Below are 22,470 nucleotides of genomic sequence, written 5' to 3' on the forward strand. Positions count from 1 at the left end.
GTTTGAATGTAGGAGCTAATTGTCTTTTAGGAGGAGAAATTTCCTCAACCTCTGGAAGAAGAGCCATTTGAGTGTTATAATTTTCAGTAGTAGTCGCTTGATTACACATAAAAAAATCGTCCTTTCTGTAAATGTTGGTTTGGTTACTTACATTTTACTAAATTGGACGATTTTTTTGTGCACTTTTCTAAAAATAGTAGAAATAAGAAAGGGGCACCAAAAAGTCAGTTACTCTGACTTTTTGGACAGCCCCATTTCCTTTTCCTGGATAGATTTAGCAATGAGACCACCATGGAAGCGGCCATTCTCGATAAAGATTTCATTTGCATTATTACCAGCTGCAATCACACCAGCAATATAAATTCCCTCCACATTGGTTTCCATTGTATCCGGATCAAAGATAGGTCTGCCAGAATCACTATCAATTTTCACACCCATTTCCTTCAAAAACGCATGATCTGGATGATAACCTGTCATTGCGAACACAAAATCATTCTTTAATTCAAACAGCTCTCCTTGCTTCTCATAAACAACCTGATTCTCGGTTATCTCCTTCACATGGGAATCAAACTCCATCTTCACGATTCCGTTTCGAATAAGCGATTCAAATTCCGGAAGGATCCACGGCTTAATGTTAGGAGAAAAGCTAGAGCCGCGATAGATTACCGTTACCCTTGCCCCTGCCTTGACAAGCTCGATCGTTGCATCAACACTTGAGTTCTTTCCACCAACCACGACAACATCTTTATCAAAGAATGGATGGGCCTCTTTAAAATAGTGAAAGACCTTTGGCAGATCTTCTCCCGGTACATTCATATAGTTTGGATTATCATAATAGCCTGTTGCGATCACAACATTTTGACATGTATATTCTGCCTTATCCGACGTAACAACAAAGCTTCCTTCCTTGGTCTTTTCCACTGATACGACCTTTTCAAATGCATTTACTCTTAGTTTTTCCCTTTTTACTACTTCCCGATAATAGACGAGAGCTTGATTTCGTTTCGGTTTGTATTCCTCTGTTACAAAAGGGACATCCCCAATTTCAAGCTTTTCACTCGTGCTAAAAAAGGTTTGATGGGTCGGATAGTTATAGACTGCATTCACAATATTTCCTTTTTCAATCACTAATGGGTTTTTTTCAATTTTTTTCAAAGCAATTGCGGCAGCTAACCCACAGGGACCTCCCCCAATGATAATGACATCTTCCTGCTTCACAACCGTCCACTCCTTTAGAAGTATAAAAACTCGCCCTTAGGACGAGTTTCATAAATATTATAACACTAATTTTTAGATCCAGCCTCTAAATCTTGATGCTTCTGCCATTTTTCTTACTCCAACCATATAAGCAGCGAGACGCATATCCACTCGACGTGTCTGAGCAGTATTATAAATATTTTCGAAGGACTTAACCATGACCGCTTTCAGCTTTTCTTCCACTTCTTCTTCGGACCAGTAATAACCCTGATTATTCTGTACCCATTCAAAATAGGAAACGGTTACCCCACCCGCAGATGCCAATACATCTGGTACAAGCAGGATGCCTCTATCCGTTAGGATTTGAGTAGCCTCTAAAGTCGTTGGTCCATTGGCAGCTTCTACGACTATTTTTGCGCGGATATTATGGGCATTTTCTTCTGTGATTTGATTTTCAATTGCAGCAGGTACTAAAATATCGCAATCAAGCTCTAATAATTCTTTATTCGTTATCGTATTATTAAACAGCTTTGTAACCGTGCCAAAGCTGTCACGGCGATCAAGCAAATAATCTATGTCTAATCCGTCCGGATCATATAATGCACCATATGCGTCAGAGATTCCAATTACCTTCGCTCCCGCATCATGCATGAATTTCGATAGGAAACTACCGGCATTTCCAAACCCTTGTACAACAACACGAGCACCTTTAATATCGATGCCCTTCTTCTTAGCCGCTTCTTCAATACAGATCGTAACCCCTTTAGCGGTTGCAGATTCTCTGCCATGGGAACCACCTAATACGAGCGGTTTACCAGTAATAAAGCCTGGCGAATTAAACTCATCAATGCGGCTGTATTCATCCATCATCCATGCCATAATTTGAGAATTTGTGAAAACATCTGGTGCTGGAATATCCTTTGTTGGGCCAACGATTTGACTAATAGCCCTTACATATCCACGACTTAATCTTTCTAGTTCTCTAAATGACATGTCGCGCGGATCACAAACGATTCCACCTTTTCCACCACCATATGGGAGATCAACAATACCACATTTCAAACTCATCCAAATGGACAGTGCCTTAACCTCTTTTTCCGTTACATTAGGGTGAAAACGAATGCCTCCTTTAGTTGGGCCCACAGCATCATTATGCTGTGCACGGTAGCCAGTAAAGACTTTGACAGATCCATCGTCCATTCTTACTGGGATTTTGACTGTCATTAATCTCATCGGTTCCTTTAACAGTTCGTAGACTTCTTCTGGGTATCCAAGTCTTTCAAGTGCATTATGAATAACCGTTTGAGTTGACTTTAAGACATCTAGCTTGTCTTCCTGATTTATATTTTCAGTACCTTTCTCGGCTACCATTGAAAATTAACCTCCTAGAATCCATTCGATATTGTCATCTTTCAGTCACAAGTATACACGTTTGGATAATTAATGCAAGATAAAAAAGTGTATATTCAGCATATTTACGTAAATAAATGTAAACGTTACCATGGTTATTTTAAAAGGTTTTTAAATTCCAATAATAACAAATCTATCCCCCTTAAGCCATTGGAAAGGGGGCTTGTATACTTGATAAAATACGATCCTTAATATTATATTGATATAACCCATTTCTTAACCAGTGCCTAAAATATACTTCCTTAATTTTTCTTTCTACCCGAAGTAATTCGCAAGCGTTTCAATCGCTTGATCCTTCACTATTTCCTTACCGTATTCTCGCAAATAATGAATACTCACTAATGAGAGATGACCATATTCAGATAAAATGGCCAGAATATCCTTTGAGTGAGCGAGATTCTCTTCTTGAAAATAGAGGTAATACTGATCCTTATGTGCATATAAATCACCGCCAGAATATTCAACTGTCAAAAGCTGCTTCGACAATTGAATGACATGCTCGATATTGTCAAACTCAAATAATACATCCTCAAAATCCTGAGTGGTGACAGCAATATCAAAAAAACCATCGGTTAGGGCGCCTTCATCCTCTCCCATCGTTACAATCATGATCATCCCTTGGGCTTGCATGGAAAAGATCTCAACGGCAACAGATCCTTCAATGCAAACACCATGTTCGGTACTAGCTTCCTCAAGCATATCTGAAAAAAGCTGGTGCCACTTTAATGAATCCTTCCAAATATCTTCTTTCGTTAGCCCTCGTTCTGTTAAATCATCGGACGTAAGAAAAATTTTAATTTTATTATAAGTTAATCGCTCAATGCGCATGATTTTTGCCCCCTGCTGTGACAACTCTTGGTTTAGTCTATGAAAAATTGATTAGATGGTGAGTCGTCTATATGGGGTTTTTCACGATTCCCTTCTTAAGGTAATCAAATGTGCCTCTGGTTTCGCCCCTAGCCTTAAAGGCAATGAAGTGGTTCCATAGCCATTACTCACTAAAAGCATCGTTTGCTCGAGGGTCTTAAGCTCTCCCTTTTCATATGGACCCATCCCAAAAATGCGAATTTGCCCTCCATGGGTATGCCCACTTAAAACGAGGGAGATTTTGTCCTTCTTCTTTATTTTAGCGACAATATTCGGATTATGGCTCACGAGAAGCCTGAAGCCTTCCTCCGCATCCTGCAAAGCCAAATCAAGTCTATCCCTATGTTTTGTAAGATCATCCACTCCTAAAAGGACGAAACGATCTCCTTCTTCCGATTCAAAGGAAACCGCCGTATTGTCTAATATTTTTACCCCATATTTTAAGAGGAGGCCATCTAAGAGACGAGGGTTCATTTCATAATCGTTATTGCCCCAAACAAAGTAGGTAAGAGCGACATCTTTAAGCTTTTTGATATTTTTTTCAACCCGCTCAATTGGCACCCCCTTTTCCAAAAGATCCCCACCAATAATAACTAAATCCACCTTTCCTCTTACGCCCTCTAGTAGAGAATCAGATATCACACGCTTATGTATATCAGAAATAAAAAATATTTTAATTTCCCCGAAAGACTCTGGGAAATTAGGAAAAGGTATTTCATGGTAAACGATATGATCAGAATGAGCGAGCTGATACATATACATGAGTAACCCTGCTCCAAGAGCAAGGATCATAATAAGAAAAATAAATAACATAAATCCTCCCCAACTTTTGTAATACTCATCAGACTATCAGTCGTTTGAAATCTATTGAAATCATACCATAAAGTAGTGAGAAACAGAAAAAAACCATCGTTTGCCAAAATCCAGATATGAATAAAATACAGTAGCCGAGTAACAGGAACAGGAAAATTAATAAATCTTCCATTACGACCTGTTTTCGATAAACAAACATGGTTATCTGCCTTACCCCATTCTCCAAAATAACAGCATTCATGAGAAATCCAGCTATGAAGAAAATGGAGGCAATCAGGAAATCAAAGGGTTGCAGGACAAGGGCAAGGAGAAACTTGGAAAAATCAACCGGAAGTCCAATTGGGAACCATTCAATAAATAACTTGCCACACAAAAATCCAAGTAATAGAAGAACCATTTTTTTTCGCATAAAAAATCCCCCCATATTAATCTATGAGAGGGATTTGATTTCTTGCTTATTCAAATGAATGATATCTAATCCTCATGAATATCGAGAATCCGGAATCCAGAGTCTTCTAATTTCTTCACAAATCTTTCGATATTATCCTTCTTTTCAATTTTCATAACAATTCTTCGAACCAATTTATCGGTTTCATCGAAAGTAACAAGTGAAATAATATGCTCATGGAAATGATGGGCAATTTCCGCAAGGCGAGCAAGCCTTCCCTCCGTCTCGATCGATGTGAATGCAATCCTAACCCCTGGTCGCTGGACGCCAAATGCAGATTGAAATTGCTCCAACACATCAAATCTAGTGACGATTCCCAAGAATTCAAGCTTGTCATTCACGACAGCAAGCAAAGGAAAATGTTTTAGCTCAAGGAGTGTTTTTTCAAAAATCTCCTGGCCCTTCAAGTATTTATCCTGGTGGGTGGCAATGTCTTTGCAAGCTGTATTTTGCAGATATTCTTCTCTAGTTACATTTGATTCAAAAAATTCCTTGTATAGATTATACCGAGTCAGTACTCCAATGTATTTATTTCCATTTAATACAGGCAGGGCATCAATTTTCTGCTGCTCCAACTTCTCCAGTGCAATCCTTAATGGTTCATCATGTTGAACCGTGTGGGTATGATGTTTCGGAATCATAATGTTTTTCACAAACATAGTTATCACCTCAGGGTTAGTATAAGCACACTTACAATAATTCCACAAATCATCATTCAAATCCTTTTTCATTTGTGGCAAAATACGAACAAAGATAAGCTTTTCTTTCAATATCTTCTCATTTGTTTTCATGATATAAGTTAATATCGAAATTTTTTTTCATCATTTCGAAAACAAGATGGCGGTTTTTCCATGCGTCCTCATTCTTCCATAGATCCTTGCTTTTATCGATGATTTCACATCTAAGCGCATGATATTCCTTTTCGGCCTTATCCTTTTTTTCTTTTAAAAGATTCATCAAACCATACAAGCCTCCAATCAAGATCATCGCATAAAGATTGTACGTTTGATTGAAAAAGGCTGAAAACATTGCCGCGAAGGAATAGGAATAAGGTACGGCAATGGTATCATAGAGATAATAGAAATATAAGAAGGCAGAGATAACCGTTGTCCACATTACAAGCAAATGCCTAAAGGTAAAGACATCGAATTTCTTTTTTCTCTCCACTACTTTCTGAAGCATCTGTTTTGTCGCTTGATCCGTCCTGTCATCAAGCAAAATGATCGATGACTCCATAATATGCCCCCCTCTTGCCAGAAATCCTTATAAATTTATATGATCTTGTCCAATTCTTTATGATCGAAAAAGCATCGCTGCGTGTTGCAACGATGCTTTCCTTCCAATTTATTCATTCACATTTTCTTTGTTATCATCAGGGTTTTCTTTTTCATCCTGCTGGTGGTCTTCGTCTCCATTGTCAAAGTTAACCGTTTCATAGTTTTCCTGTTCGGTACTAACTGGCTCTGTCTCGCCTTTTTTATTATTTTCATTAATGGTATAAAGACTAAAGCATACGATTGGCAGAAGGATAAAGAAAAGGGCTAACAGGCGGATAATTGGGTATTTTAATCTCCATCTCGTTCTTTTCTTTTTATGCTGATGAACTCTGCTTCTCGGAGGCAAAGCACCTCCAGCATCGACTTCTGGTAGAGAACTATCTTTCTTTGCGATTCTTTTTCTCAGCCGTTCCGCTTGATCCCGTAGCGGTTCTTCCTTATTCATGGTTCATCCCCTCCTGGATACGAGGACTTTTCTTTTTTGAAAATCGAATCACTAATCCCAATAGGAAATCAATAACAAAATGCATAAATATCGTAACGAGGAGATTACCCGTTACGAGATAGATATAACCAACTAAAAAGCTCAATGCCATGATATTGGCAAATAAAAACAAATTGAATAAATAGCGATAATGGATAACAGCAAAAATCAAGCTTGAGATAATGAGACCAAAATGAGTCTGAATGACTCCACGAAATAAAATTTCTTCACTTATCGCCACCATCGCAGCAATGGCTGCAATTTGCCAAATCGGTTTGCTTTGAAACAGCCTTTCGTTAAGACTTCCATCATCGTAGTAAGACGGTGGAAGCAGCTTCATTAGAACAAGGTCTAGAATCACGACACCTAAGCCTATACAACCGCCCACCTTCCAAATATTCACATCATGCCACCCGAAGATGTGGAGGAAGGCGGAAAGGTCATCAAATAAGAAGAAGCCCAAAATCGTGGATATCACGATCAGAATGAGCTGTGTTAGAAGGAGATGAAACATGATTTCTCGATCCGTTAGTTGATTGATTAAGTCGGTATACTGCTGTTTATTCATATGGATATGCTCACTTTTTTAATAGAATTGCGGATAAATAATGTTTCCAGTTAAATGGTTCATCCTTCTGTTCTAGATTGCCCTTTTTTATTTGGTAATCATAAAGATTTAGACCACAAATGTCACAGCAATTTTCAACCTGAAAATTCTTTTGTTCGTCAAAATATTTTAAGATGAGCTCTCGGCGACATTGGCGGGAATGGATCCATGTTTTCAGCTGAAGCACTTGCCTTCTTTTGTAATCATTCCGGTCCTTTATAAATTGCTTGAAATTTAATAATGCTTCTTCTATTTTAACATTTGCCCGCTCCAAATTCCTCAAAAAATCACTCATGATCCGCCATTGATTCTCACTCAAGCCAGCTAGTGCTACGAGCGATTCTTCTTCCTTCCAGAGGGCAGTATAGGTCTTTTCCTTTAAACATTGTACCATTCTATCGATTTGGAGGTCGCTCGGCAGCTCGCTTTCAATAAGAAAATGGAGCAATGCCTCATCACCAGCTGCATATAACAGGATGGCGACACTTTTTTCTCCATCCCTTCCCGCTCTGCCAATTTCCTGCAGATAGGATTCAAGCTGCAGGGGCATATGATAATGAATGACATAACGAACATTTTCCTTGTTGATCCCCATCCCAAAGGCACTTGTTGCACAAATGATATCGATCTGGCCATGGATGAATTGCTGCTGAATAAGGATCCGATTCTCCTGGTCCATTCCGCCATGATAGGCCATCACTCCCTTGACTCCCTGTGATCTTAAAAGGAGTGCCGATTCCTCAGCCTTTTTTTTGCTGGAAAAATAAATAATCCCAGGCCCCTGTAGAAGCGAAACGAGTTCAACTAGCCGTCTGTCTTTTTCCTCTGAATCTTGGAGTTCTTCAGCCATTAAGGCGATGTTTGGACGATCCACGGAGGAGATATACTCACTCCATTCCTTCAGCTTCAAAGCTTGAGCGATGTCTTCCACGACAGCTCTCGTCGCCGTTGCTGTTAACGCAAGGGTCAAAGGATTTCCAAGCCTCTCCCTAATGATTCCTAGCTTCATATAATCCGGTCGAAAATCATAGCCCCATTGCGATATACAATGAGCCTCGTCAACAACAAATAGAGCGATTTTCATCCGATTTAAGCGCTTTTGGACAGATTCCATCTGTAACATTTCTGGTGAAATAAAGATGAATCGAAAATGGTCAAGCTGATTTAAGATCCTTAATTTTTCATCACGTTCTAGGAAGGAGTTGAGGGCAACCACTCTTTTTTCACCTCTCATCCGAATTTGTTCCACCTGGTCCTGCATAAGAGAAAGGAGCGGGGAAATAATCACAACGGTGCCAGTCATGATATAGGCGGGGAGCTGATAGCAGAGTGATTTGCCTGTGCCGGTCGGAAGAACTGCGACTGTATGCCTGCCATTCAAAACAGATGAAATAACCTCTTCTTGTCCTTCTTTAAAAGAATGAAATTGGAAATGGGTTTGTAAAATTCCCTTCAAGTCTTGCTTCATTTTTCTTCTCCATACCTTGACATAACTAAGCGAATTTCGAAATAGCTTGCTTCAGGAACGATCTCCTTCATATGTCTTAACTGTTTTGAGCCCGTCTTATCCTTCGCCTCGATAATGCGCACGATTTTCTCCTCTTTAACATATGGGGTAATATCAAAATCCGTCAACTGTAAGGCAAGCTCAACAACATGATCTTGAATGGTATTAACCTTTAATTTTCGAATCTTGCCGATCTCTTCAATCGAATACCCCTTGCTTAAAAGCTGATAGGTCTTTTTGGTCGAATCTGTTAACAATGCTTCATTGTGTAAATCCGAGATCATACTATACAAAAGAGGATAGCTACTTTTTCCCTCAAGTAGCCTATTCATCATTTCATGCAGCAAGGCCAAGAACTGATAGTGGTAGAGGGTGGATTCCAGCTTCAAAACAGAAGCAGCCTGCATTTCGGTTAATCCAATTCTCTCATGCCCAGTAAGACGAATCACGAAAATGGCCGGATCCAGGTCTGTCATCCCCTCTAGGCATGTGGACAGTTCTTGATACAGTGAATGGCCTAATTTTTCTCGTTGAAACTGACCTCTTTGAATAAATATCTTGAGCCAGCTTTGCACATGTCGGTTGCTTTGAATTGGAATGAATCTTGATTCGTTTCGGATCAGATGGGATGCAACCTGAACTAAGAGAGAAAGTCTTGCCCAAAATAGTTCAGCTGTTTGAAATCGATACCCATCCAAATACTTTAAGAATGGATGCTTTGCCTTTTCATCCTCAACATAAAAAATTCCGCTTTGCGTGAGCTGATACACATCCTCTTGTTTGTGTTCAATGAGTTCGCTTGCTTTTAATTCCTCAATGATGGTTACAAATTCCTGCCTAGTAATGGCGTTATAAGTATTAAAAAATGGCGCAAGCTGGAAAAGATGGGCATCTTGTATAGTTTGTGAAGATTTTTTCCCACAAAGGAGATGATATATAGAGAATACCGTTCTTTCGCCATTGATTTTATGTAAGCAACGAAGAACGACATCATATACAAAAGGAGTTGACATTCTATCACCCTATTAATTTAACAATGGTAAGCCAGAGTTTATTTGTCTCATCTGCTTACCAATCATTTTAGCATGAAAAAACGATAATAGCTCATGCAGATGTGAAAACAAAATTATTGCATTTCAGCATCTTTGAATAGAGCCTTCTGATAAGCATTCTCATTATTTTTTCTATTGAAATGTTGGTGATTCAGCTTTACAATAAGGAATGAGGGATACGTTTCAAAAATACTGAAATGTATAAATACAAATGAATACTCATTGGGAGGTATTTTTACATGGCAAAATATACGATTGTGGACAAAGAGACATGCATTGCATGTGGGGCTTGTGGAGCAGCTGCACCAGATATTTACGATTACGATGATGAAGGCATCGCATTTGTAACACTAGATGATAACGAGGGAATTGTGGAAATTCCTGATGTATTAATAGATGATATGATGGACGCTTTTGAAGGCTGCCCAACTGATTCTATTAAAGTAGCTGACGAACCATTTGATGGAGACCCATTAAAGTTCGAATAGTTTCTAGATATGAAAAGCCCCTCTCGGATGTCCGAGAGAGGCTTTTTTTTATTTAAGAGCCTTATTTAATCACGCTTGACGGACTGCTCTTTGTTTTCCAATCCAAGTGCCCATACGTGCGAACAAGAGCATAAATACGATCGAAATAATCAAGCCCTTCACCATATTAAATGGGAGAATACCCGCGACCACCATTTGTCTGATTTCTTCCCCTGACATAGCTGGAAATCCCATAAAGAGGATATAGGCTGGTAAAACAACAAAATAATTCAATACACTCATCACGATAGCCATCGTAACGGTTCCCGTTATTAAAGCGACCGTCATCCCTTTTTTTGTCTTCAATTTCTCATAGATAAAATAGGTCGGGATGACAAACATGACCCCCGCCACGAAATTTGATAGGTGGCCGATCGGAATTCCTGTATCACTGCTTGTTAAAATATAGTCCAATAGATTTTTGAGAAACTCCACTAATATAGCTGCTCCTGGACCAAAAATAAGGGCGGCAATCAATGCCGGGATGTCACTAAAATCCACCATTAGAAATTTGGGAAACGGTGGAAGCGGAAAGTTTAACAGCATCAGCACAAACCCAATACTGCTTAACATTCCAATTGATACTAAAGCTCTAACATTTAACTTCTTCATGTTCCTCTCTCCTCTTAGGATCCATCTCTCCTCAAGAAGAAAGGTTCAGCAAACTAAGCCACCATAAAAACAAACTCCCTCAAGAAAACTTGAGGGAGAATTTCTTAGGCATGCTTAATAAACGTTCATCAAATTATTTTTTGAACGTCTGCAGAACCTCCATCTTCTCCCATCCAGACTGTACTGTCGGCTTTGGAATCGCACCAAATCCTGCCTAAGCAAATACCTTATAGATAATAAAGGATTGCTTGTAAGTGGCTCGCGGGCTTAGAGAATGAACTTCTCATCACCGCCGGTCGGGAATTGCACCCTGCCCCGAAGATAGATCAATATTTTATTTTTCAACATTATTATACCGTACAAATTCTTTTTTGTGAAGTCAATGATTTTATGGTAAATTAATATAGTGAAAATTATCATAATTACTTTCCTACAAAGTTATTTGGAAACTGTATTTAAAGGAGAATACCATGGAAAAAGTACTTGTTTTAGGACACAAAAATCCAGATACTGATTCAATTTGTTCCGCAATCGCTTACGCAAATCTAAAAAGAAAGCTTGGCATGGATGCAGAACCAGTTCGATTAGGAAATTTGAATGGTGAAACAGAATTTGCCTTAAAAACCTTCAATGTTGAAATTCCGAGATTAGTTACCTCTGTTGCTGCCGAGACCAATCAGGTGATTCTGGTTGACCATAATGAGCGTCAGCAAAGTGCCGATGACATCGATCAGGTTCGTATTCTCGAGGTCATTGACCATCATCGTATTGCAAACTTTGAAACAGGGGATCCACTTTACTATCGTGCAGAGCCGGTTGGATGTACAGCAACGATTCTAAAAAAATTATATAGAGAAAATAATATAGAAATCGAAAAAGACATTGCTGGACTCATGCTTTCCGCAATCATCTCTGACTCTCTATTATTTAAGTCGCCTACTTGTACATCTGAGGATGTTGCAGCCGCAAAAGAATTAGCAGAGCTTGCCGGAGTTAATTCAGATGAGTACGGCCTAGAGATGCTAAAAGCAGGAGCTGATTTAAGAGATAAATCCGTTGAAGAGCTCCTAACCCTTGATGCCAAGGAATTCGAAATGGCAGGAAAAAAGGTAGAGGTTGCTCAGGTCAACACGGTAGATATCCAGGATGTGTTATCTCGACAGGAAGAATTAGAATCTGCTCTTCAAAGCATCATTGACAAAAAGAATCTAGACTTATTTGTTTTTGTCGTAACAGACATTCTAAATAGCGACTCCACTGCCCTCGTTCTTGGTCGGGAAACGAACGTGGTAGAAGAGGCTTATGGGGTAAAGCTTGAAAACCATACCGCACTATTAAAGGGTGTCGTATCTCGCAAGAAGCAAATCATCCCAATTTTAACCGAGGTATTTAATAAAAGATAAACACCGTTCCTAGCACAGGTCTTTTTGACCTGTGTTTTTTACATTTTCATTACTTTTTTGATTAAAGCGTTTACATATAAAGTCGAACGTTTTTTTGCAATTGACAGAAGAATATTCGTTTTGTACAATTATCAGAAAATTGATATAGGTAGGAGATGTTCTTATGCACCAAATTTTAGTAGCCGATGCGATAAGTGCAGATGGATTACAGCCATTGTTAGAGTACGAAAATGCGATTCTGATTGAAAAAAAGGTAACGGACCCAGGAGTCGATCTAAAAAATATTGAAGCTCTCTTAGTTCGAAGTGCCACAAAGGTGACAGAGGAGCTCCTAGAAGAAATGCCGAATTTGAAAATTATTGCCCGCGCTGGCGTAGGTGTAGATAATATTGATGTCAATGCAGCTACAAGGCGGGGGATCATCGTTGTTAATGCCCCGGATGGAAACACGATATCGACAGCTGAACACACCTTTGCCATGATGGCCTCCCTCATGCGCAAGATTCCACAGGCCCATCAATCTGTAAAGAATCTGGAATGGAAAAGAAATGCATTTGTCGGCCAAGAATTATTCGGAAAGTCTTTAGGAATTGTTGGTTTAGGAAGAATTGGGACAGAGCTAGCGAAACGTGCGAAAGCTTTTGGAATGAATATTTATGTTTATGATCCTTTTTTAACGAAGGAAAGAGCTCAGCAGTTAAAGGTTGAAAGATGTACCCTTGATGAGGTGCTGAGGCAAGCTGATATTATTACAGTCCACACCCCTTTGACACCGGAAACGAGAGGACTTATAGATGCGGAAGCGATAAAGAAAACGAAACAAGGTGTCTTATTCCTGAATTGTGCACGTGGTGGCATCATTGATGAACAAGCCTTAGCAGAATACATTGGCAATGGTCATGTCGGTGGTGCGGCTCTAGATGTTTTTGCGGTGGAGCCTCCCGGCGAGCATCCATTGCTTAAATACGATAATGTGATCGTCACCCCACATCTTGGCGCCTCAACGAAAGAGGCACAGCTAAATGTCGCCACACAGGTTGCGAAGGAAGTTAGAACATACTTTGAAGATAAGCCTGTTTCTAATTCTATTAATTTGCCGGCAATGTCAAAGGATATTTATGAAAAAATCCGTCCATTTCATCATTTATCTAAACAAATAGGCGCTATTTTATCGCAATGTGTTCGTGTAGGGGTCCATGAATTGACCATCACTTATGCAGGCACGGTTACGGAGCTGGAAACCTCCTACTTAACAAAGGCCCTATTAGCTGGCTTTTTCAAGGATCGGATTGATGTCCACGTCAATGAAGTGAATGCATTGCTCGCTGCAAAGGAAAGAGGCATCACTGTCGGTGAAAAAATTGCCGGCGATTCCTTTGGATATGCAAACAGCATCACCGTTGTCACAAAAATGAATGGGCATCAATTTACCATCCGAGGAACATATATTGAGAATTACGGACCTCGAATCGTATGCTTAAATGATTTTAATATTGATTTTCTTCCAGAAGGTAACCTTCTGTATATTCAGCATATGGACCGTCCGGGTGTTATTGGCCGTGTCGGAAAAATATTAGGTGATCATTCTATTAACATAGCGACGATGCAGGTTGGTAGAAAAGAAATCGGCGGCGAAGCAATTATGATTTTGTCATTTGATAAGCCGTTAGAAGATCCTGCACTTGAGCTATTAAAGACGCTTGATGATATCGTTTTTATCACCCGTATCAATCTCTAAGCTATTCTGGAAATCGGGGGAGTCATCCTCCGATTTTCTACTGATATGTTTTTGCTTGATGAAATCCAACCGTTAAATTTTGTTCAGGAAAGATCAGATCGGATTTCAATTGGTTGAGACTCTTGATTTCTTGAACAGTTGTTTTGTATTTCTGTGCAATCGCCCAGAGAGTATCCCCTTTTTTCACACGATAGACAGTTTTCCCTAACTCCATTTTCTCTTCTGTTTGCTCCACACTCGGTTTATTTTCCTCTTCATCTAATTGAGGGGCAATTAATTCGTAGTCACTGTCCAGCAAGTATCTTGATATTTCATTATTTATACTGCTAGCTGTTTCCATTATACCCGCAACTTGTTCGTAGCCTTTGTTTCCTTGCATCGCTTGAACATTTTCACCCACTTCAATATAACCGAGAATTTCGCCAGGGTTAAGGGCATTTTCCTTTGAAACGGTCCATTCCTTTTTATGTACTTCAAAATGAAGATGTACTCCCGAAGATCTACCCGTCGTCCCCATTTCACCAATTATGGAGCCTTGTTCAACAACTTGACCCTCTTTCACCTGTCTTTTGCTTAGATGGGCATAGACGGTCTCGAGGTTATTAGGATGCTTGACAAAAACAACATTCCCATATGAACTGGAAAAATAGGATTTTGTGACAACGCCAGCATCTACTGAATAAACGGGTGTTCCATATCCCCCTGCAATATCAATTCCATAATGTCTCCCATGTCTTGTCCCAAATGTATCGGTAACCACCCCATCTGTAGGCCACATCCAGTGAGCGGTAGTATTCGTTTCAGCTTGCGGATATTTAACCCCTATAAAAAGTAGACTAATGAATATAGCCATTATCCCAACAATCAATAATCGTTTTAAGAAATCCTTCATCATAAGCCTCCTTAATTTGACTTTTCTTTTTACAAGTTATGCTGCTTGTACGATGCTAGAACTTTTTAACACGAACGTAATCTACTTGTAATAAAAAATACTGTCAAAACATATCCCTCACCAACTGGTTTAGAAAAGACACATTTGTTATTATTTGGATCAAATTCGCTTTTTTATACAAAAAAAGTGAAATGGTCGACATAGGGCATTCCTATGTCAATGAGAGAAGGCACAAAAAAAGACCAGCGATCATCACTGGTCTTAGTCTTAATGCAGAAGCTCCACCTTGTTAGCAGCTATTGGGACATCTAATTCTTGGTTGAAAGCAAATTTTCCGATTTTTTCATCCTTACTATATTCAATTTTCACCTTATCAAAATCAAAGTCCTTGGCTGTCAGTAGAATCGCTTCAATCGTTTGAATAATGGAAGGCTGATTGGTGATGCCCGAATTCTCCTTAAGCTGGAGCGTTAACACCTGATCCCCTGAAGAATCAATCTCTTCAAAATTCATATCATTCGGAATGGATGCCATTAATCCATGCGTATCAATATTTTCTTTCATGGCAGATAACGCTGCCTCAATAGTTTCGAAAGCTTTTGAAAAAGGAACTAGGAATGGTTTTTCAGAGTTTCCATTCGGATAATAAAAATAATAGCCATGATTTCCCTCGCCCGTAGTATCCATTTCTTTCATGGTTCCATAATTTCCTAAATCTATTCCTGGTTGGTCATCTGTGTAAAAGGCAATCTTCTTAAGCCCAAGGCTTCTGGCTGCAGCTTTTATTGTAGCTGTAAATGCCGTTTCTGATGCGCTCCCATTACCATAATAATGGCCATTCGGAACATTGACCTTTAAAGAACTTGCTGAGTCATCAACCGAAAGCTGTGCATTTAATGGGTAATATTCACCTAATCCCCATTCCTCTTCCTGCAAGGTTGACATTGTTTCCATCATTTGGTCAAACATCGTTTTTCCATCCTCTTTGGCAACAACGACACTAACCGGGACGATATTTTGAACTTGCGTATCAGGGATATAAAAGGTAAATACGTTTTCTTTGGTGACATCCGTAGAATAAAGAGCTGTATAATATTCCTTCTCCTCAGATTTCGCCATGTACATTTCCTGTTCATTTTCTTTTGCCGAGGACTCCTTCCCCTTGCTGTTATCGGCAATTGAAGTTGCCTTTTCCTCGTTGGCAGAGATATCCATTTGTTCTTCCGTTTTTGGTGATGATTTTTTGTCTGAGGACGAGCCCGCAGTATCGTTAAAGTTGATAAGATTCGGTGTGAGAATGACGCATAGAAGAATGGCCGCTGCCGTCGCTACTGAAGGGATGATCCAGGAGCGTTGTTTCTTCTTTTTTAGCTTTAATGTGATATTTTGATAAATATCACGAGGATCGCGATGATCTTTAATCTTTGGCATATTTTGCAGTAACTCCTCAAGCTGCTTATCACTCCACTCTGATTTTCTCACCGTCGGTCCCCTCCTTTGCCATTCTATCTTCCATTTCCTTCTTTAAAACCTTTAATGCTCGATGCTGGGTAGTCTTAACCTTACTTTCTGTCCAGCCTAATGCTTCAGCTGTTTCGATGATGGATAATTCCTGTATGTACCTCATGATAATAACCATTCTTTGATCCATCGTACATTTATCTAGACACTGATAAATCATGCCCACTTCCTCTTTATGGAGAGCAATCTCTTCAGGTATCGGACTATCATCCTTTACCTGTCCGGTCGACCAATCAAACTTTTCCGCCAGCTTTTGCTTCCATCCCTTTTGTTTGCGAAAATGATCAATCGCTACATTTCTTGCAATCGAAAATAGCCATGTTTTCTCACTACTTTTACCCTCAAAGCGTTCATAGGATTTTAACACTCGTATATATACTTCTTGAACAAGATCCTCTGCTTGCTCGCGATTCTTGACCATATAAAAAATAAATTGAAAAACGTCCTGATGATATTTCGAATAAAGCTCATCAAAAACGGAGTCCATTGGTTTCCCTCCCCGTTCAACAAATTAGTCGATAAAGGTTAAAAAAAGGTTACAAAAAAATAAATATCTACCACTATAAATATAGTATTTCTAAACCAAAAAAGGAAGAAGTTTCTTATAACCCTCTTCCTTTTTATAATTATCGATGTTTCTTGTGAATCAAGATTTATCTTCATGATTCTTGCTGTTATTTCATTTTTCGGGGAATAAAAAAGGAAAATGTCGTTCCGAGTCCCTCTTTGCTATGGACGGAGATATTCCCCTTATGGCCCTCAATAATGTTCTTAGCAATCGCCAAGCCTAGGCCGGTTCCTGATCTTCCTCTTGTCCTAGCTTTGTCTCCCTTATAGAAGCGTTCAAATACAAAGGGCAGATCCTCTTCTGCTATGCCAATCCCTGTATTAAATACCTCCACATGAATCCCTTTATCATCTGAGTATCCTGTGACCTTAATGACGCCATTGTCCTCTGTATGCCTGATCGCATTATCGATTAAATTGGTTAGAACCTGTTCAATTCTGTCGCCATCAAAGCTAAAATGAGACTCTAGCTTCTCAAATTCACTCTGGAGAAGAATCCCTTTTTCCTTGGCCAAACCATGAAATTTCCGTATGATTCTCTCAAAATATGGCTTTACCTCGATCTCACTTATCACTAATTGAATATGACCTGCTTCCATACGAGCAAGATCAAGAAGCTCGTTGACAAGCCGCCCCATTCTCAAGGATTCATCATAAATGACGCGAGACATTTCCATTACTTCTTCCGGAGATGCAGCAATTCCATCGACAATGGCCTCACTATAACCCTGCATCATGGAAATAGGAGTTCTTAATTCATGCGAAACATTAGCAATAAAATCCTGGCGTAGCTTATCAAGCTGTCTTTCTTCTGTCATATCGCGAACGACCGCAACAGCACCACGTATAAATTTATTATTGTAGAGCGGGCTAACAAGAATGACCCAGAATCGTCCTTGCACAGATATTTCACCAATCTGCTCCTTTTCGGTATCGACGGCAAGCTGAAAAAGCTCCATCACCTTCGAGGGCACTTCCTCAGAACCCCTTGATTTTCCATCCTGCTCAAAATACCAATCCTGCAAAAATCTCTCCGCAGGTGGATTCGTAATCAGAATCGTTCCATCACGATTAAAGGTAATGACTCCGTCGACCATGCTGCTTAAAATACTAGCCAACTGTTCCTTTTCCTGACTAAGAGCATTCAAATTAAACTTCAACTGTCTCCCCATTTGATTAAAAGCAGTGGCCAGCTCCCCAATTTCATCATTTGTTAAAATAGGAACCTTCGTGTCAAACTTTCCTCGTGCTATTTCAAATGCGGCTTGCTTCATTTTCCGCAGTGGAGCATTGATTCTCGTTGCTAGAAAGAAGGCAAATATCGTCGTAAGGATAATAGCCACTCCCGCAGCTAGTAAAATAAATTTCTTTGTTGACCTCGTTGTTTCTTCCATAACGGATAGTGACTGCATGATAAAGACTGCCCCGTTGTCTTTGCCAGCTTGATGTATGGGAACACCAATGATCAAGAGCTGTGAATCCTCTTTATTACTAGCCGTAAAAGAAGCCATTTTCTTGACCATTTTATCATTCTTAAAAACCCCATATAATTCAGGATCATCCAAGAAAAATTCCACAGGCAAATCAAGCGTTTCTTTCATGTTTGGGGAAGCATAATATTCATCCTTATTATAGACAATCATTGCCTCGGTCACATCGTCGAGAAGTTCCCATGAAATTTGAAGGCCGATACTCTCTTCCTGATCCTCTAAGAAGTGGGAGATTCGATAAGCTGTTTTTTCCAGTTCATCCTCGGCCTCATCAATATGATAGTTCTCGAAAAACTCAAGCAGCATGACCGTCAAAATAAACAGGACGAATGATACAAGTAAAATAAATGTGAACCATAGCTTACCTACAACACTTCGCCAAAACATCATTCATTGATGACCTCAAACTTATACCCGACGCCCCACACGGTGACAATCATTCGTGCCGCTTCATCAGATACCTTGTTGAGTTTTTCCCTTAAGCGCTTTACATGAGTATCCACCGTTCTCAAGTCTCCGAAAAATTCATAATGCCAAACCTCTTTCAAGAGCTGCTCCCGATCAAATACCTTATCTGGTGACTTTGCTAGAAAATAGAGGAGCTCGTATTCCTTTGGAGTCAAGCTGACTTCCTTCCCATCGGCTAACACTCTGTGAGCATCGTTATCAATCGTCAGATGTGGAAACACAATCACATCTTTCGTTGTCGTTTCTGTTTGCAAATAGGAGGTGCTAGACGATCTTCTAAGAAGTGCCTTTACTCGTAGGACAACCTCCCTCGGGCTGAATGGCTTAACAATATAATCATCCGTACCTACTTCAAAGCCCTGTACGCGATTTACTTCTTCACCTTTTGCGGTTAACATGATGACAGGAGTTGATTTCTTCTCCCGTAACTCACGGCAAACCTCAATCCCATCCTTTCCTGGCATCATCAAATCGAGCAGGATGACATCATAATCATTTGCAAACGCCTTTGCTAATGCTTCGTTTCCATCCTCCGCTTCATCGATTACATAATCTTCTCTTTCTAAATACATTTTTAACAAGCGTCTAATTCTTTCCTCATCATCTACCACTAAAACTCTCACTTCTTTTTCCATTGAACGATCCCCCTTGGACTTGTTTTTCGAAAAATGCCTTCACGATTGTGAAGGCATATAGGATAATTATCCTGCATAGGAATGCAATCCAGCAATAACTAAATTGACTGCGATTAGGTTAAACATAATGATAGCAAAACCGATTACCGCAAGCCATGCTGATTTTTCCCCATGCCAGCCCTTTGCAAGACGTAAATGCAAGAAAGCCGCATAGAACAACCAGGTAATAAGTGCCCACACCTCTTTCGGATCCCAGCCCCAAAAGCGTGTCCATGCTATTTGTGCCCAAATCATCGCAAAGACAAGTCCTCCGAGGGTAAAGACTGGAAAACCGATGAGAACAGAACGGTAGCTTATTTCATCTACTAGATCCAATTTGATATTTTTTGTAAGCGGCTGTAACGCTGCGCCAATTCGCTTGCGTAAAGCAAGGCGGATGACAATGTATAGGCCGAGCCCTACCATTAAGGACCAAACGACAGTATTCAGCTTCTTTGCATTGATGATGGCAGGCATTTCGACAAGCGGTTCGAAGGTTCCTTTGTCAACGACCTCCCACTCATGCGGCCCAATCAATGCAGGCATACGATATTCAACTGTATCTTCCTTATCGCTTTTATTTATATAGTTGTAGGTTGCCTTGTAATCAGTTATCGCAAAGGTTGATGTAACGGCAACAAAGCCCATCACAGAAACGATGGAATACATAATGACCTCTAACCAGAACGTACTTTTACTCCGTTTTGTATGGTCAATAGCCTTCACTAAATAAATCAATGCGGCTCCAAAGCTGATCGCAAGAATCGCTTCACCCAATGCTACTGTTGAAACATGGATCTGCAGCCAGTAACTTTGCAATGCTGGGATTAGAGGTGAAATCTCTCTAGGGAACATGCTTGCATAAGCAATGATAAGTAAGACGATCGGGAGTACAAACAACCCTAGAATAGATGTTCTATAGATGAAATAAATGATAATAAAGGCAAGTACAAAACACATGCCAAAAAAGGTCGTATATTCAAATAGATTACTTAGCGGGGCATGCCCAGCAACGGCCCATCTTGTAATAAAAAATCCAAGCTGGGAAATAAAACCGATGATCGTAATGGTAATCCCTATTTTTGCCCATTTATCATAGGATTTGATTTCTTCGAGGCCCTTTTTTTGTCTAATGGCCCCTCCAAAAAAAGGAATTGCGACTAAATATAAAATAAATGCAACCAATAAAAGGTTTGAACTTAGACTAGCCAACCTATTTCCTCCTTAATCGAGTAAAGTAACCGGCACAAGCTCCCTTAGATCCGTAAAAATCAAACAATTATGATTCTTTACTTTTCTTCCTGTAGTTGATCCTTAGGCTCCCCAATTCCAGATCCTTCTAAAACAAAACTAATTTCTTTTTTCAGACCATACCAGTTTTTGTTCGTATGTGCTGCCACCCATATTTCATTTTCATTTCTTCGAATCCAAATTCTTCGATGATTCCAGTAAGAACCTTGGGCTACACCTACCATAAAGATAAATCCACCCAAAGCAAAGATCCATAGGGTTAAATCCTTACGAACCGTGAGACCTGAAACATCTTTTGTCTCAATTCCGGCAAACTTCATTTGATATTCATTGTCCCCAAAAGGTTCTACCGTTTGTTGAATGGCTACAAAACTAATTTCTCCATCAGGCTTATCTGGAGTGAGCATTTTGAAAATAAATGCAGGATTATTAGGAATTCTTGATTTTGTTGTCGGTTCTCCGTCTTCATTGAACTCAAAATCAGGGAAGTAGCTCATCACTTCAACCGTGTATCCGTTTCCGAGATCGTACGTTGATTCCGGATCATTTAAATCGACGGTAATCGTTCCTAGTTGCTTCTCGGTGCTTTTGTTAACCATAGTAAATGACATCTTCGTCAATTCATCTAGCTTATACTCCATTTGATAAAGCGCAAAGCCCTCAAACTTCAATGGTTCGTTCACTCGGATGTTTTCTTCCTTTACCTTCTCAAGCTTTGCTTCTTCCCCAGGTACTGAGTTGTCGGCCTTCTTATAGAGGACAACATCAGATTGATAGTTTTTTGCAACCATTCCTGCATTATCGAGCGCTTCACTAAACGCTTTATTATCCTTGTCCTTATCATATACCTCTAATGTAAATTCCTTATTTTTGAGGTAATATTCCCCATTTGTTTCTGGGATGACTTTTGTTTCCCCTTCGCGAATCCACAGCATATCGTCAACATACATACCTGGGACAAACCGAAGCATTCCCGCAAATAGAAAAATAATCAAGCCGCAGTGGTTCACATAGGGTCCCCAACGGGAAAAACGGCCTTTTTCAGCAAGGATATTTCCATCCTCTTCACGAATCGTATAATGCTTTGCTTTTAGGCGCTCCTTCACTTTTTCGAAGGATTCATCACTACTTCCTGTATCTGTCTTTCCAAATAACCGTTGACGTTTCAGAAAACTCTCATGTCTTGTGACTCTTTGCTTTTTTAAGGCACGATACAACGGCACTACCCGGTCTATACTACAGATGACAAGGGACACCCCGATGGAGGCCATAAGCAATAAGTACCACCATGAGCTATATAAATCATGGAAACCTAATTGATAATAGAGTTTTCCGAGACTGCCATATTGATCCGCATAATACTCCACAGGTGGAATATTCTGGGGAATATACATTTGCTGAGGAAAAACAGTCCCTAAGGCTGATGCAATGAGGGTGATAACAATGAGCCAAACGCCGACCTTAACCGATGAAAAAAAGTTCCAGATCTTATCGATAAATGTCTTATTATAGGTTTGAGAACGACGAGCACTGCCCTCATATCTCATATCATGAAGCTTTCCTTCAGCCTTTTCTTCAATCAACGTTATCCCACAGGATTCACAAAGAACAGTTCCGTGCGGATTGACATGCCCGCATTCGCATTTTACTTCTTTCATTATGATA

At 39.8% G+C, this 22,470-nt stretch carries 22 protein-coding genes and 1 riboswitch; of the genes, 3 read left to right on the forward strand and 19 right to left on the reverse strand.

Annotation, left to right across the window (positions count from 1 at the left end):
* Positions 1-228 precede the first annotated feature (228 nt).
* The 11 genes from J2S07_RS17300 to J2S07_RS17350 form a co-directional block, all read right to left on the reverse strand.
* Positions 229-1,218: a YpdA family putative bacillithiol disulfide reductase gene (locus J2S07_RS17300; protein WP_307151661.1), complete on the reverse strand. Its 990-nt coding sequence runs from the start codon at positions 1,216-1,218 to the stop codon at positions 229-231.
* Between the two features lie 72 nt (positions 1,219-1,290).
* Positions 1,291-2,568, reverse strand: coding sequence for a Glu/Leu/Phe/Val family dehydrogenase (locus J2S07_RS17305; RefSeq protein WP_307151662.1), 1,278 nt, complete (start codon positions 2,566-2,568; stop codon positions 1,291-1,293).
* A 294-nt stretch (positions 2,569-2,862) separates the two neighbouring features.
* A complete protein-coding gene (locus tag J2S07_RS17310; RefSeq protein ID WP_307151663.1) occupies positions 2,863-3,435 on the reverse strand; it encodes a genetic competence negative regulator in 573 nt (190 codons plus the stop codon).
* 81 nt (positions 3,436-3,516) lie between these two features.
* Positions 3,517-4,287, reverse strand: a complete 771-nt coding sequence (locus J2S07_RS17315; protein ID WP_307151664.1) for a metallophosphoesterase — start codon at positions 4,285-4,287, stop codon at positions 3,517-3,519.
* A 28-nt stretch (positions 4,288-4,315) separates the two neighbouring features.
* Positions 4,316-4,696: a hypothetical protein gene (locus J2S07_RS17320; protein ID WP_307151665.1), complete on the reverse strand. Its 381-nt coding sequence runs from the start codon at positions 4,694-4,696 to the stop codon at positions 4,316-4,318.
* A gap of 65 nt (positions 4,697-4,761) precedes the next feature.
* Positions 4,762-5,394 carry a CBS domain-containing protein gene (locus J2S07_RS17325; RefSeq protein ID WP_307151718.1) on the reverse strand — a complete coding sequence of 211 codons (633 nt, stop codon included), beginning with the start codon at positions 5,392-5,394 and terminating at the stop codon, positions 4,762-4,764.
* 118 nt (positions 5,395-5,512) lie between these two features.
* Entirely contained in the window at positions 5,513-5,971 is a 459-nt protein-coding gene (locus J2S07_RS17330) for a YpbF family protein (RefSeq protein WP_307151666.1), read from the reverse strand.
* A gap of 108 nt (positions 5,972-6,079) precedes the next feature.
* Positions 6,080-6,457: a hypothetical protein gene (locus tag J2S07_RS17335; protein ID WP_307151667.1), complete on the reverse strand. Its 378-nt coding sequence runs from the start codon at positions 6,455-6,457 to the stop codon at positions 6,080-6,082.
* Positions 6,450-7,064, reverse strand: a complete 615-nt coding sequence (locus J2S07_RS17340; RefSeq protein ID WP_307151668.1) for a CPBP family intramembrane glutamic endopeptidase — start codon at positions 7,062-7,064, stop codon at positions 6,450-6,452. Before J2S07_RS17340 ends, J2S07_RS17335 begins: the two co-directional genes overlap by 8 nt.
* A 10-nt stretch (positions 7,065-7,074) precedes the next feature.
* On the reverse strand, positions 7,075-8,571 hold the full coding sequence (locus J2S07_RS17345) for a RecQ family ATP-dependent DNA helicase (RefSeq protein ID WP_307151669.1): 1,497 nt from the start codon (positions 8,569-8,571) through the stop codon (positions 7,075-7,077).
* Positions 8,568-9,623 (reverse strand): YpbB family protein, encoded by a 1,056-nt coding sequence (locus tag J2S07_RS17350; RefSeq protein WP_307151670.1) that lies wholly within the window; start codon positions 9,621-9,623, stop codon positions 8,568-8,570. Before J2S07_RS17350 ends, J2S07_RS17345 begins: the two co-directional genes overlap by 4 nt.
* Positions 9,624-9,901: 278 nt before the next feature.
* Here J2S07_RS17350 and J2S07_RS17355 point away from each other — a divergent pair, with 278 nt between their 5' ends.
* Positions 9,902-10,150, forward strand: a complete 249-nt coding sequence (locus J2S07_RS17355) for a ferredoxin (protein WP_095306582.1) — start codon at positions 9,902-9,904, stop codon at positions 10,148-10,150.
* A gap of 69 nt (positions 10,151-10,219) precedes the next feature.
* On the opposite strand, the gene J2S07_RS17360 is transcribed toward J2S07_RS17355, so the two are convergent.
* The gene (locus J2S07_RS17360) at positions 10,220-10,801 is read right to left on the reverse strand and encodes an ECF transporter S component (RefSeq protein WP_307151671.1); all 582 of its coding nucleotides are present in this window, start codon (positions 10,799-10,801) and stop codon (positions 10,220-10,222) included.
* Positions 10,802-10,958: 157 nt separating this feature from the next.
* Positions 10,959-11,128: riboswitch (FMN riboswitch) on the reverse strand.
* A 143-nt stretch (positions 11,129-11,271) separates the two neighbouring features.
* Between J2S07_RS17360 and J2S07_RS17365 the strand changes: the two genes are divergently transcribed.
* Together J2S07_RS17365 and serA are read left to right on the forward strand one after the other, a co-directional pair.
* Positions 11,272-12,204, forward strand: a complete 933-nt coding sequence (locus tag J2S07_RS17365; RefSeq protein WP_307151672.1) for a manganese-dependent inorganic pyrophosphatase — start codon at positions 11,272-11,274, stop codon at positions 12,202-12,204.
* Between the two features lie 163 nt (positions 12,205-12,367).
* Complete coding sequence (serA, locus tag J2S07_RS17370; protein WP_307151673.1) at positions 12,368-13,942, forward strand: phosphoglycerate dehydrogenase; 1,575 nt, start codon at positions 12,368-12,370, stop codon at positions 13,940-13,942.
* Positions 13,943-13,979: 37 nt separating this feature from the next.
* Here the strand turns inward: serA and J2S07_RS17375 are convergent, their stop codons facing one another.
* The 7 genes from J2S07_RS17375 to resB form a co-directional block, all read right to left on the reverse strand.
* Positions 13,980-14,834: a peptidoglycan DD-metalloendopeptidase family protein gene (locus J2S07_RS17375; RefSeq protein ID WP_307151674.1), complete on the reverse strand. Its 855-nt coding sequence runs from the start codon at positions 14,832-14,834 to the stop codon at positions 13,980-13,982.
* A 267-nt stretch (positions 14,835-15,101) separates the two neighbouring features.
* Positions 15,102-16,316 (reverse strand): GerMN domain-containing protein, encoded by a 1,215-nt coding sequence (locus J2S07_RS17380; protein WP_307151675.1) that lies wholly within the window; start codon positions 16,314-16,316, stop codon positions 15,102-15,104.
* Positions 16,294-16,842, reverse strand: coding sequence for an RNA polymerase sigma factor SigX (sigX, locus tag J2S07_RS17385; protein ID WP_307151676.1), 549 nt, complete (start codon positions 16,840-16,842; stop codon positions 16,294-16,296). Before sigX ends, J2S07_RS17380 begins: the two co-directional genes overlap by 23 nt.
* A 187-nt stretch (positions 16,843-17,029) precedes the next feature.
* The gene (locus J2S07_RS17390; protein WP_307151677.1) at positions 17,030-18,802 is read right to left on the reverse strand and encodes an ATP-binding protein; all 1,773 of its coding nucleotides are present in this window, start codon (positions 18,800-18,802) and stop codon (positions 17,030-17,032) included.
* Positions 18,799-19,515, reverse strand: a complete 717-nt coding sequence (locus J2S07_RS17395) for a response regulator transcription factor (protein ID WP_307151678.1) — start codon at positions 19,513-19,515, stop codon at positions 18,799-18,801. Before J2S07_RS17395 ends, J2S07_RS17390 begins: the two co-directional genes overlap by 4 nt.
* A gap of 66 nt (positions 19,516-19,581) precedes the next feature.
* The gene (gene ccsB, locus J2S07_RS17400) at positions 19,582-20,766 is read right to left on the reverse strand and encodes a c-type cytochrome biogenesis protein CcsB (RefSeq protein WP_307151679.1); all 1,185 of its coding nucleotides are present in this window, start codon (positions 20,764-20,766) and stop codon (positions 19,582-19,584) included.
* A 77-nt stretch (positions 20,767-20,843) separates the two neighbouring features.
* On the reverse strand, positions 20,844-22,463 hold the full coding sequence (gene resB, locus J2S07_RS17405; protein WP_307151680.1) for a cytochrome c biogenesis protein ResB: 1,620 nt from the start codon (positions 22,461-22,463) through the stop codon (positions 20,844-20,846).
* Positions 22,464-22,470 lie beyond the last annotated feature (7 nt).

It is taken from the genome of Anoxybacillus andreesenii, from assembly GCF_030813005.1.
GTDB classification, from domain to species: domain Bacteria; phylum Bacillota; class Bacilli; order Bacillales; family Cytobacillaceae; genus Robertmurraya; species Robertmurraya andreesenii.